At 44.9% G+C, this 13,556-nt stretch carries 9 protein-coding genes; 7 read left to right on the top strand and 2 right to left on the bottom strand.

The features are described from left to right. Nucleotides 1-31: 31 nt before the first annotated feature. From O9X84_RS05125 to O9X84_RS05155, 7 genes are all read left to right on the top strand, one after another. Nucleotides 32-655: a chalcone isomerase family protein gene (locus tag O9X84_RS05125; protein ID WP_269518543.1), complete on the top strand. Its 624-nt coding sequence runs from the start codon at nt 32-34 to the stop codon at nt 653-655. Between the two features lie 18 nt (nt 656-673). Next, nucleotides 674-1,495 carry an alpha/beta fold hydrolase gene (locus O9X84_RS05130; RefSeq protein WP_269518544.1) on the top strand — a complete coding sequence of 274 codons (822 nt, stop codon included), beginning with the start codon at nt 674-676 and terminating at the stop codon, nt 1,493-1,495. Nucleotides 1,496-1,794: 299 nt separating this feature from the next. After that, nucleotides 1,795-4,674, top strand: a complete 2,880-nt coding sequence (locus O9X84_RS05135; RefSeq protein ID WP_269518545.1) for a M14 family metallopeptidase — start codon at nt 1,795-1,797, stop codon at nt 4,672-4,674. 189 nt (nt 4,675-4,863) lie between these two features. Beyond that, nucleotides 4,864-5,340 carry a hypothetical protein gene (locus tag O9X84_RS05140; protein WP_269518546.1) on the top strand — a complete coding sequence of 159 codons (477 nt, stop codon included), beginning with the start codon at nt 4,864-4,866 and terminating at the stop codon, nt 5,338-5,340. A gap of 78 nt (nt 5,341-5,418) precedes the next feature. Next, the gene (locus tag O9X84_RS05145) at nt 5,419-5,613 is read left to right on the top strand and encodes a hypothetical protein (protein WP_269518547.1); all 195 of its coding nucleotides are present in this window, start codon (nt 5,419-5,421) and stop codon (nt 5,611-5,613) included. 438 nt (nt 5,614-6,051) lie between these two features. Continuing rightward, complete coding sequence (locus O9X84_RS05150; RefSeq protein ID WP_269518548.1) at nt 6,052-10,080, top strand: ExeM/NucH family extracellular endonuclease; 4,029 nt, start codon at nt 6,052-6,054, stop codon at nt 10,078-10,080. A gap of 18 nt (nt 10,081-10,098) precedes the next feature. Beyond that, a complete protein-coding gene (locus O9X84_RS05155; protein ID WP_269518549.1) occupies nt 10,099-10,701 on the top strand; it encodes a PEP-CTERM sorting domain-containing protein in 603 nt (200 codons plus the stop codon). 122 nt (nt 10,702-10,823) lie between these two features. Here the strand turns inward: O9X84_RS05155 and O9X84_RS05160 are convergent, their stop codons facing one another. Both O9X84_RS05160 and O9X84_RS05165 read right to left on the bottom strand, forming a co-directional pair. Beyond that, nucleotides 10,824-12,080, bottom strand: a complete 1,257-nt coding sequence (locus tag O9X84_RS05160; protein ID WP_269518550.1) for a peptidase C39 family protein — start codon at nt 12,078-12,080, stop codon at nt 10,824-10,826. Continuing rightward, entirely contained in the window at nt 12,070-13,536 is a 1,467-nt protein-coding gene (locus O9X84_RS05165; RefSeq protein ID WP_269518551.1) for a RimK family protein, read from the bottom strand. The genes O9X84_RS05160 and O9X84_RS05165 overlap by 11 nt, the downstream gene beginning before the upstream one ends. Between the last annotated feature and the right edge of the window lie 20 nt (nt 13,537-13,556).

Below are 13,556 nucleotides of genomic sequence, written 5' to 3' on the forward strand. Positions count from 1 at the left end.
TTCAGAAGTTAATTATTAGAATAGGCTAGCTATGAAATGGATATGTCGTAACGGCGTTTTAGCCTTAATTTGGGCTGCTTTGAGCACTGCCTCATGGGCTACGATAGCCGCAAGTGTTAACGAAAGTGCTGTGGCTCACGCTGAAACCGTCTCTTCGACTCAGTATGCTGAGCCGACTGAGCCATTAGCGTTTAGTGGCGCAACGGTGAGAAAACGCTTTTTCTTTAGTGTGTATAAAATTAGCCACTTTATGGCTTGGCCTCTAGAGACTCCCGATAATCCTGATGAACTCATCAAACTGATTGCTTCTGGGCAGTTTTCACAGCGAGTAGAGATAGAATTTCTGCGAGATGTCTCTCGCGAACAAGTTGAAGAGGCGTTAATGGACGGCATAGAGCGCAATAACCCTGATGTCGACTTGAGTAACATCAAGACCGAAATAATGCGATTATCAGATGGTTTTGATAACGATATTACTGAAAATTCGCGGTTAGTATTATCGCGTGTGAATGTGGGTAAACTTATAGTATATTTCAATGAGCGAAAAATCGTTGAAACAGATAACAGCGAGCTTACAAGAGCCCTGTGGTCAATATGGTTTGGTCAAGAGCCAATAGTAGATAATAAAGCATTGATAGCAAATCAACTGCAATAAGTATAATGAGGCGATTGAGTGAAGGTTGTAAAAGGCAGTATACGTTGTAATAGATTCCTTGTTCCCTACCGCATTTATGGAGACAAGCCAAATACTATTGTATGCATTAGCGGTGCAAAACAAACCATGGCAGTATGGCGAAGTTTTGTTAAGCGCTTTGTACCCTCTTTCTCTGTCGTTGTATTTGATCTGCCCGGCACCGGTCGCGCAGAAATACTTTCAGGCGCTCCACAAGTGACTTTTGAAGAGCAGCAACAAGTACTGCTTGATGTTATTGAAGACACCGCGAAAACTGACAAAGTGGTACTTGCCGCAGCGTCATGGGGCACTATATTAGCGGCATACATTGCAGCAAAATATCCAACTAAAATTGAAAAAATGATATTGGGAAGCTTTGGTGTCTCTACCAACGACACTATTTTAGAGCTTATTCACCGCGGACAATCGGCATTTAAAACCGGTGATGTTGAAAACATTGCACCTTTGATGATTGAGTGTTTTGGTCAATATATTCCTGAATCGCAGAAGCAACAAATGATCAGCCAATTCTCAAATATGAATGAGAAAGAATTGCTCAATTTCTACGAGCACTGTGAGTTTGTAAAAACCAGTCGAGACATTAGCAAGCTAATTAACTTACGTGAAATTGAAGCAAAAACCCTCGTTATTTGCGGTGAGCATGACACCATTTTAGACCACGAAGGTATTCGTGCGGCCGTGACTAAAATTCCCAATTGCGTGTATAAACTCGTACCGGATACTGGCCACTTCTTGCATTGGGAAAAGCCATCAATTCTAGACACTTACAGTAATTTTCTTCACTCTACAGAAAGTGCGTAAAACCTACCGCAATGAAAGGCGAAGCCTCGGGGTCACTTAACTTCAGGGATTACGCCTTTTTTTTTGGTTACCACCGCTGCACTCATCTCTCGACACTGAACCCTCAACAAATTCTTGATTCACAGAACAACTAAATCGTGATAACCCCTGCGTTCATCGCAGCCTCATTGACTGTTCAATTTACACGCTACAGTATAAGAGCATCAAAGAAGAGAAAAGCTATCTCGAAAATTTCTAATAAGACATGTTAGCGAGAAGTCGCCATAAACAATAAGATCAAAAACGATAAGGGAACACTCATGCAATCCATCACAAAGTGGTTCACGCTATTGCTAGGGCTGGCCGTTATGCCCGCTTACTCAGCAATATTAATGAAACCAATTAACGACCCAGATTTAGCGTATTCTGGCGAGTTACTTTCTGGCACTTATAATCAGCAAATAACCCATCCCGATACCTTGCTCGGCTTTCCCATTGGCTCTCGTGTTGCCGACCCAGCGCAAATACACAGTGCTGTGATGCATTGGGCTGAGCAAAGCGATAGGTTGCATGTAGTCGAGTATGCGCGCACCCATGAAGGTCGCCCACTGATTGCCGCGTTTATATCAACACCGGCGTTACTCAGTGAGCTTGATACTATTAAAAGTAATATCGATAAGCTTGCTAACCCGTTAAATACCAGCGATAGCCAAGCCAGCAACATCATCGATTCACTGCCCGCCGTTGCCTGGATGGCATACTCTATTCACGGCAATGAAACATCAGGCGCAGATGCAGCATTAACCGCTATCTATCATCTGATTGCCAGCGAAGACAAAGACGTAGAAGCGCTGCTTGATGACATGGTGGTTGTTATTGACCCTATGATGAACCCTGACGGCCGCGCTCGATTTGCCAAATCACTAGAGCAGTATCGCGGCACGGCACCCAATGTTGACGACCAGTCGTTGTTGCACCGTGGTGACTGGCCTTACGGCAGAACAAATCACTACTTTTTTGATTTAAACCGAGATTTCTTTTATCTAACGCAGCCTGAAACCGTCGGTCGCGTTGAAATGATCAACGACTGGCGGCCCCAGCTCATGATTGATGGTCATGAAATGGGAAGCCAAGACACCTATCTGATGGGCCCACCGCGCCAACCATTAAATCAAAACATCGACCCTAATTTGCAAAAATGGGCAAAAACCTTTGCCCGTGATCAGTCTGCCGCTTTTGATGAGAAAGGCTGGCGCTACTACACCGGCGAATGGTTTGAAAACTGGTACCCAGGCTATTCAAACTACTCTGAATATCGCGGCACCATGCACATTCTTTACGAGCAATCTCGTATGGCTGAAGACGGCGTGCGTCGACCTGAAGGCACCGTGCAAACCTACATCGAATCGGTGCATCATCAGTTTATATCCACCCTTGCCAACCTCAAGACGTTGGATAAAAACAGTAAAGCCATGTACCAAGATTACTGGCAGGGCCGTAAGAACAACCTTGCCTCTAAAGGGAAGTTTGCCAACCGCACCTACGTGATCATGGCGAATGACAACATTGGCAGAACCGACGCATTGGTAAGCCGTTTGTTGGCTCAAGATATCAAGGTGTATATTACCGATAAAGATATGGAAGTTAACGAGGCCACCACGCATTTAGGCGACGTAAAAGAAGATATTGTTATTCCCAAAGGCAGTATTGTTGTGCCTAATCGTCAAGCCGAGGCGCCGTTAATTGCTGCCATCATGGAGTTTGACGCAGGTGTCAACAACGCCGTATTACTGGAAGAGCGCCAGAAAACCTTGCGTGACGGTTCATCGCTAATGTATGACACCACTGCATGGAATTTAACCATGATGTACGGTCTAGAAAGTGTCACTGTGCCAGAGCACCTTACTAGTAATATGAGCCTGTATAAGCCAAGTACCCACACGCATACATTACTTGATAATGCTATTGCATGGATGGTAGACGGTGCAGACGATAGATCTGTCGCCTTTGCTGCAAGGTTGATGGAACGCGGCATCCACGTTCGTTATATAGACCGCGAATCAGAGTTTGAAAACACGGTTTTCAATCGAGGCTCTATTGCGGTAACTGTCACCGATAACCCCAATACAGAAAACCTTGCAAGCCTATTAAAGCAAACCGCCGATGAGCTTATGGTGTCGGTAACCGCCACAACAAGCGGCTTTGGCGAGGGCGAGTTACCTGAGTGGGGAGGCAAGCATTTTGATCTTCTTACTCGGCCCCAGGTGGCTATTTTAAGCCACGGCAATATGTCTAGCTATGATGTGGGCGCAACTTGGTACAGCATCGATGCTAATTTGGGCATTCGCCACAGCCAAATAGACGTTAACTCTTTAAATCGTACTGACTTGCGTCGTTACAATGTCATTGTTCTTCCCACCAGCTATGGAGCACTAGATAAATCTAAGCAGGCGCTTTTAGATGAATGGGTTAACAACGGCGGAACGCTTATCGCTCACGGCAGAAGTGCGGCAGCGTTAGCGGGTAAAGATGGCATAGCCAATGTGAAAATCATTGAGAATAGCTTTGAGAAGGCGCTCGATTACGATATTTCTTTAAACCGTGAATATATGGCGAGTTTAAACAAGGTAGATACCAAGGCAGCAATGTCTCATACCTTAAATGCAGACTTTGCCTTTCCATGGGACGATTTACCTAAACCGCTTAAAGAGGAAGAGCTAACCCGCCGCGATAAATGGTTAAGCCATTTTATGCCAAGTGGCGCTATGGTAGCCGGCAGAACCGACCAACAGCATTGGCTAACAGCCGGCACCCCTGAAGTATTGCCATTACTTTACAGCAATCAACCGCTACTTATGTCGGCAGATAATAGCGAAGCTGTGGTTAGAGCGGGCGTATTTAGCCCAAGTCCTAACAAGAAAAAAGAGGATAGTGAGAGTAAGAAAAACGCCGATCGCTGGTTCACACTGCCACAAGATAAAGCGCTTAACGTTCGCATGAGTGGCTTACTGTGGCCAGAAGCTCAGCAGCGTATTGCGAATACGGCTTACTTAACTCGCGAACGCAGTGGTAAAGGGCAAATTATTTTGTTTTCAGGCCAACCTAACTTCCGTGGCGCTGCATTAGGTACCAACAGGTTACTGCTTAATGCTATTGTTTATGGTCCAGGCTTGGGTAGTCAAAAACACGTAAGCTTGTAAAAGAAGTAACAAAAAAAGAAAGGGGCAAAATGGCCCCTTTCTTTTTCCTCGACGTCGTAAATTTTTTAGCGCGCACGCCAAACTGCGATGGTCATTCCAACCTACAGTGATAAAAAACCCCCTACTGATAAGGCAAAGCTGAAAACTTTTAACTATTGTTTATTAGTAACTAGTAAAGAGTGCGCAAATATGTGTCTAGATTTTAAATTTTTTGTGTTTGTTTCTTTGATATTCTCTAACCTGGCATTTGCAAGCTCAGCAAATGAAGAGCATCACCATTGGCAACAGTCTCCCCACCACTTGTCGCTTTTAGTAGCAACAACGAATACCGATGAACACGGTGACGCATTCACGCTAGGCGTTGATTATGAATATCGCGTTAATGACTTTTTAGGAATAGGGCTAGTCGCAGAATATGCCTTTGGAGATATAGAGGCGTTCACCTATTTAGCGGTTGCCGATTTACATATTACCAATAACTTTATTGCCCAAGTCGGCCCCGGTGTAGAGTTTTTTGACGGCGAGGAAATTCCTGTGGCGCGTGTGGGTTTGCTTTACGAGTTTGAGTTATCGGGTTTTACGCTTTCACCACAACTTCATTATGACTACCATCACGATCACGACGATGCCATTGTGGCGGGCCTCGCCTTTGGCATCGCGTTTTAGAAACAAAAACTTGGCAAGCAAATTGTAAGTCTATGCTTAGTTAACTTAAACCTGAGCTAAAACGACGAGAATTTGACTATGCGTTTACCCACTAAGCAACTCATCAATAAAATTGAACACCTTTCTAAAGACCTGTCTCCAGCTCAACTTGGGCGTTTTCTCGATATTATCGATGCAATGACTGCTTTAGTTGAGGATGCCGCCACGGTCGACTTAAGCCATGACAACAACGTCAAGCCATGCAAGCAGAGTACCTCATCGGTTATTCATTAGCAGGTACGCCATCGACGACAATGTTTTATTAATTGGTTTTTAAACGACTAACCATGACAAACCGTCTTGCTTTTTAGCACCGCTATTGTTATTGCGCCTTGCACGACGCAGAAATGTTAACGCAAGGCTAGCCATCCCCTTTCCCTTTATTAACTTTCAACTATCACCTTGCACAAAGTTGCTTTCAATACCCCCCTTTGGTACGTGTGATTTTTATCGACACTCCCGTAAATCCCAAAAACATGCCTAATGTTACAGTTTAGCTTTACCTGAACAGGGGTACAGGTAAGTTATTCATTAAATAAACTTATTTAAAAGCCATAAGTTACTGAAAAATAACATATGTGACGTTTTTATTATTATTTTGCTTAAGTACTTGCTGCTAATACCTATGTATACGAATTTATACCTTCTTATAAAAAATGCCGGGGCAACAAGATGGTGAAGCAGAGTGGAAGTAAAAAGCCAACGTTAATGAAGTCAGCAATGATGATAAACGCACTACTAGGTAGCGCATTATCTTTTAACGTTATGGCCGACACGATTTGGCAAGAAAATTTTGAAGCAAGCGCACTTCAAAATAAAGGTGCGGTAGGCGTGAACGAGAGCTCTGTCACAATTGATATGGAAGGCGTGACTCGTTGGAACATCGATGTATCAAATGCTGGATTAACCGCCACAAGCGACTGGTTTAAAGTGACGGCGAATGCCCTTCAAGCCAGAGACGTAGACGGTGAAGTAGTATGGGAATCTGAGACTATTGATATTAGTAGTCAGGAAAGCGTTAGCTTAGACGTTCTGCTTTCCCAAAGCGGTACGCTTGAAAGTGCCGACTATATCGACGTATTTTACTCAGTAGATGGACAAAGCTTTGAATTAGTCACTCTAGCCAATAGTGATGGAAATACGGTTAAAGACGACTTTGGCACAGCAACTGTGACGGCATCTATTCCTCAAGGTTCAAGCCTAGTTATTCGCGTTGCAATGGCAAACAATGCAGGCAGCGAATATTTAAACCTGGATAGCGTAACGGTAACTTCATCCAATACTGATAACGATGGTGGCGATACAGGTGGTGGTGACGATGACTCCACAACTACTGAGCTTAGAATACTGTCTGAAACCTGCTTTAACTGCCCTGATCTTCAGGCTATTAACCTAGCTGATGATTTTGTTGATTCTACCTACTACGCCTCTCTCAATACGGCATTATCGAATCAAGAAAGCGCTGAATCGTTAAAAGCGACTACACAAGACATCATTTCAAACGGTCATCGCAAGCTGTCTTATTCGGAAGTGTGGACTGCACTTACTTATACCGATGAAGACCCCGCAAATACAGACAACGTTATTCTTTTTTACAAAGGGACGTCACAGTCTAAATTTACCAACGGCAGCGGCTCACAAAGTACTAACCAAAACAACTGGAATAGAGAACATGTATGGGCGAAAAGCCATGGTTTCTCTAGCTCAAGCCTTACGGCATATAGCGATATTTTACACTTGCGCCCTACAGACATTTCAGTAAATAGCTCTCGGGGCAATCTTGATTTTGACTTCAGTGATAGCGAACTGTCTGAAGCTCCAGCAAACCGTGTAGACAGCGATTCGTTTGAACCACGCAACGCAGTTAAAGGCGATGTAGCTCGCTCATTAATGTATATGGACGTACGCTACGATGGTTCAAGCAGCAGCGATGCTGAAGCCGACTTAGTATTACTAGACCGCTTAACCACTACAGATGAAGCAGCACTTGGCAAACTTTGCGTACTGCTACAGTGGCACGAAAGCGACCCAGTTGATGAATTTGAGCGCACGCGTAACAATCGTGTTTATGAATTCCAAGGTAACCGTAATCCGTTTATTGATAAGCCCGAACTTGCGTCTCTTATTTTTAACGAAAGCTGTGATGGCAGCGGCGGCTCTGATGGAGAGACTGGCGGCGATACAGGTGGCGGCTCTGATGATGGTACCGGCGGCGGCTCAGATGATGGTACCGGCGGCGATGCGGGTGACGTGTCTACTAACAGTGTCTACATTTCAGAATATATAGAAGGTGGTGGTTTCAATAAGGGTATCGAGCTTTTCAATAGTTCGTCAGAGTCTGTAGATTTGACTGGCTATGCCCTTCGCCTTTACTCAAACGGCGCCACTGCCGATAGTGATGGCAAAGAGCTTCCGTTAGAAGGCGTTATAGCGTCTGGTGACGTAGCCACGTATGTTCACAATAGTGCAGACCCAGCAATGGTTGGTGAAGGCACAACTTCAAACAGCTTTGTTATTAACTTTAACGGTGATGACTATATAGAGCTTACTTATCAAGGAAGCGTGATTGATGCAGTAGGTACCTTTGGCGTTAAAACAAATTGGGGTAAAGACAAAACACTGGTTAGAAAAGCAACCGTCACTGCTGGCAACCCAAATCGCAATGCTAACTTTGACGCAAGTGTTGAATGGGATATTTTCGCCAAAGACACACTTGAGTATTTCGGTGCTCATAATGGCGATATTAGCGAGCCCACAGATCCAACTGACCCAGTAGACCCCACAGATCCAACCGACCCTGTGGACCCAACTGACCCTACTACTGAAGTAACGCTTATTAGCGCCATACAGGGAGAAGGCGACTCATCACCTCTATTAGGCTCAACGGTATTAGTTGAAGCGGTCGTCACTAAAGTAGTGCCTGAAATGAATGGGTTCTTTGTTCAAGAGGAAGCCAGCGATTCAGACGGTAATAATGCCACATCAGAAGGGGTTTTTGCTTACTCAACAACCTTTACTGAAATGCCAACGGCAGGCGATGCGGTGCGGTTGCGTGCTGATGTTGTCGAGTTTAATGGCTTAACCGAGCTTGCATTAACCGAGAACGTAGAAGTGATAGGTACAGGTGACAGTGTTTCATACACTACAGTGTCCATGCCCTTTACAGCTGAATTTGATTTAGAAGCGCTCGAAGGTATGCAGATTAGTTTCGAACAAACGCTAAAAGTAACGGACAACTATAACTTGGGGCGTTTCGGACAATTCAACGTGGCATCTGAAAGACTCATGATCCCTACCAACCAGTTTGTTGCAGGCTCGCAAGCAGCAATTGACCTTGCCGAGCAAAACGCGCGCAACTCACTGATTGTAGATGATGGTGCAAATTCACAGAACCGCGATGATATTCCTTTCCCCGTAGGTGGCCTCTCGCATACTAACCCATTGCGTTTGGGCGATAGCGTAGAAAACTTAGAAGGTGTAGTTCACTATGGATTTGGTTCGTATTACTTAATACCGGTAAGCGACCTGCAAACCGTAAGAACGAGCCCAAGACTACCCAGTCCAATACTCAACGCCGTAGGTGATGTAAAAGTAGCCAGCTTTAATGTACTTAACTACTTTAACGGTCCTGATTTTCCTACTCCTCGTGGTGCAGACTCTGAAGCTGAGTTACTCCGTCAGCAAGCAAAAATCGTGTCTGCTATCTTAAGCATGAACGCCGATGTGCTTGGGTTAGTTGAAATTGAAAATGACGGCGACAGCAGCGAATCAGCTATTGCTTCATTGGTGGCCAGCATTAATGCAGAACTTGGCAATGACGCGTATAGCTATATTGCCTCTGGGTCTCAACTAGGTGGCGATGCTATTGCGGTTGGTATTATCTACAAACCTTCAGTAGTCACACCAAGTGGCAGCCCAGTAACCTCTTCTGAAGCGCCATTCGACTTTGGTAATCGTCAGCCTCTGCTACAAAGCTTTACGGTAAATGGCAATGGAGAAGACTTCACCTTAGCGGTAAATCACTTTAAGTCTAAAGGAAGCTGTGGAAGCGCAACGGGCGACAATGCCGACAGTGGCGATGGCCAAGGGTGCTGGAATGCACTTCGTACCGACGCGGCTCAAGCCTTACTATCTCTTGTTGAGCAAAATAACGATGTTCTTTCGCCTCGTGTACTCGTAATGGGTGATTTAAACGCATACGCAAAAGAAGAGCCTATTCTTGCCATTGAGTCTGCAGGCTACAGCAACTTAGTAAACCAGTTTGATGGTGACGGCGCTTACTCATACAGCTTTGGTGGTGAGATTGGGTATTTAGACCATGCCTTATCAAGCGCCTCGCTAACCGAGTTTGTGGTAGATGCTACCGTATGGCATATCAATGCCGATGAACCTCGGGTATTCGATTACAACGTTGAGTTTAAATCAGATACGCAGCTTTCAAGCTACTATGCGCCGGATGCATATCGCTCGTCAGATCACGACCCTGTGGTAGTGGTGCTTAACTTCCCAGAAGAAGTGACAGTGGGTGATTTAGACGGCGACAACTATGTGGATTACAACGACATTATGGCGTTTTACCAAGCCTTCTTGTCGGGTCAACCCCTTGATAGCAGCTATGACTTCAACAACGACGGCACCGTCAACTTTTTCGACCTTCAAGCGCTAATGGCAATGTGTACTCGCGCTGGTTGTGCAATTTAATTTTTAGGAAGTATTACGATGAAAAAACTATTATTACTACTTGTTGCCATGGCAACCTTTAACGCAAACGCTGCAATTATTAGCGTAACCACTGACAAAGCAGTTTATAACGTGGGCGATACGGTAACTGCAACGGTCAGTATTTCTGACTTGTTTAACGCTAATTCTGAGCAAACGCTTTTTAGCGCTTATACGACAATGTTTACCTTTGATGCTGCCATACTCGAGCTTATGACTGGAAGCACCATGTCACTCTCGCCCTATGGACCAGATCTAGCTCTAAGTCCATTCCCAGCAGAACCATTTTTCACCCCAACTGAATCTGGAAGTAGTGTTGGAGTAATGTCCAGTTCAATTAACTTTATTGAAGCAAGCCAGCTAGGTCGAAATACTATTGGGTTATTTACCGTTAACTTTATTGCTAATGCTATTGGTGATTCGGTATTAACAATGGGGGTAAGCACAATCTCTGCCCCTTCTGATCCGTTCTCACCACCAACAATAGTGCCAACTCAAAATGCTAGCTTTTCGGTTGCACAAGTTCCTGCGCCAAGCACAGGTCTACTTGCAGCACTTGCTCTCGCGGGGCTTGCGCTATCCCGTCGACGTGCTAACGCATAAGAAATAAACCTATAAATACAAAGCCCAGCGTCTGCTGGGCTTTTTTGTTAGAACTACTTTCTATTTTAGTTTGCTTCGTATTTTAAAAGGTACCAGTGATGCTGAATACGGCTTTATTTCTACTATTGTGTTGAAGCAATTTCTCGAGGCTTAATCACCAAGCACGTTCGTAGCTTTGTTTTGCCAAACACCGACAATGATGCAAAGTCTTGCTTTAGAATAGGCAGGTGCTGATAATCTAAATCAATGTCTTCGCTGTCTGCTGTATCTGCGTCATTCACAGCTGCGCCGTTTAAGCCAATGCCACTATTGTGATTCGTACTATCTAGCCTCACGCCAGCCTCATCATAAAACCCTTCGCTTCCATCGGGGTCGTGTAAATACAAGCAACGTTCATCCGCATGCGTTATTACTACCCAATGAGGCGCTTTTATCCCGTGAAACTGATACGTGCTAATTAAGCAAATAACGCCGTAACCTTTGCTTAGTGCCGCTTCAATTTCGGCCAGCTGAATGTCTGTTTTATGCACCTCGATGTTGGCCTTTAAAGCGCGTTCAATAAAATCCTGCTCTACAATGCGCATAATCGATTTTTTGTGTTCACTGCGCACGCCATCTACAAACAAATCATTTATTTGTGTGGAATATACCTCAACGTCGAACCCTCGCTGGTGTCCAGCTAACGCTAAACCCAACGGATGGCAACCACCATGGCCTGAGGTCATAAAAATAGTGGTAGCTTGTCGCCAAATCGCAATTTCAGTGGTTTGATCAAACCGCGTATCTTCTTGCACGTGCTTCATCGCCATCATTAAGGCACTAGGCCCACACGTAAACGCCGTAGTTTGCTTATACCACGGGTAGTGTTGTTGAGGGCCAATAGCGCTTGCATACTGTATGGGCTTTTGAAAGCGCAGCGCATCGGCACCTGTTGCATAGTACTGCCGATAAATACCAAACTTGCGATAGCCTAACTGCTTATACATTTTAATTGCCGCTTTGTTATCTTCGGCAACTTCTAAACGAATAAACAACTTTTGTTTCTCGGCCGCTAACGCTTCAAGCTTTTGCAAAAGCGATGGCGCTATACGCTGCCCCCGAGCTTCAGCAAGTACCGCTAGAGAATACAGGCGAGCAGAACGACTGCCCTTACGCAAAATAACAAGGCCGTAACCCACAATACTGCTGCCGCTTTCAGCTAGCAGTAAAATGCCATGGTCAGCCTTTATCCAATAGCGCATACGCCTGCGCGAAAGTCTGTCGCTTTCAAAACAGCGCTGCTCTATGTGCTCTAGGGCATCTAAATCGCCTGTCTTTGCCAGTCGAAAACTAACCACAGATGGGCAGTGTTGTGCCTGGCTTTTTAAGCTAGCGTCCACGGGCTTCCAACCTGTTCACAAACTCCTGCATAATGATCATATAAAGCTCTTTACCTAAGTACAGGTCTTCAACCTTAGCCTCGATGCTGGGGTTGTCGTTTACCTCAATGACATACACTTTGCCGTTGGCCTGCTTAATATCAACGCCATACAGGCTTTTACCAATCATTGAGCATGCTTTTATCGCTGCATCTAACACAGGCTTTGGCACTTCAAAGGTTGGCAGTGTTTCAAACCCACCTGACGTATTGGTTTTTGCGTCATGGTTATATATTTGCCAGTGCCCCCGAGCCATATGATATCGACACGCGTAAATAGGCCGGCCATTTAATACGCCAATGCGCCAATCAAATTCGGTAAAGATATATTCTTGAACTAACACCAGTGCAGATTCGTTTAGCATGGCTTCAAGCTTACCTTTCAGCTCGTCATTATCCTTTACTTTAAATACGCCCATTGAAAATGAGCTCTCTGGCAGTTTCAGTACCATCGGAAAACCAAACTCATCCGCTAGCATTTGGCACGTTGATTCCGTGTTATCAGACACAAAGTGACTGCGTGGCGAGGGCACCTTGTGATAGCTAAACGCATCGTGCAAATACACCTTATTACAACATTTCAAAATACTGGTCGCGTCGTCTATTACCACTAACCCTTCCTGCTCGGCTTTACGAGCAATGTGGTAGGTTGGGTGGTTAATGGCCGTAGTTTCACGAATGAAAAGCGCATCGTAATGCGTAATATTTGCTGCGGCCTGCGCTGCATTTACCACTTCGGCGTTAATACCCACGAGCTTCGCCGCTTTAATAAAATGTTTAATCGCTTTAGCGTCGCTAGGCGGTGTCGCTTCGTTTTCATTACATAAAATCGCCATGTCCCAACGGGCAAGCTTTTGCTTACTTCCTCGATGCCAGGTTTTTTCTACGTAGCTTTGAAGCGCATTGGCTAACGTTGATTTATCTTCAACGTTAGCGGTGCACCAGTCACCAAAACCTACCGTCATTACCGTAGCGCTTGATTGTTTACTTACCGACACACGCAAAAAGGGCGCTGGAAAACGTTCGAAGGCAAACTTGGCGATTGCGCTCATCGATGCTGCTTTAGTGGTACCAAAAAACACATCACAGCGACTGCCATCAGTGGATTCATCGCTCAACGATTTTGGCAGCGTAACGGTTTTCATTTGAAGCGACTGCTCTTCACTTTCAATAATCAAATTATTGATGGTATTCACGCTTGGCAGTACTTTGTGCGTGCGCGCTTCAGCTAGCAAAGAACAATAATAACCCTTACTTAAATAACGGTCGGTTGCGCACAAATTGATAACGCGCATTTTGCCTTCCCCACGCTTGGGAAATTGTGAAAGGTACTGTTCAAAATCAACTACTTCGCAATTGCGAATAGCCAATTGACTAACATCGTTTAGTGAGTCGACAACAATTAATGTCGTTATCATTTTTTAGTTCCAAAAAAAGT

It is taken from the genome of Alteromonas sp. BMJM2 (assembly GCF_027257845.1).
Classification (GTDB): domain Bacteria; phylum Pseudomonadota; class Gammaproteobacteria; order Enterobacterales; family Alteromonadaceae; genus Alteromonas.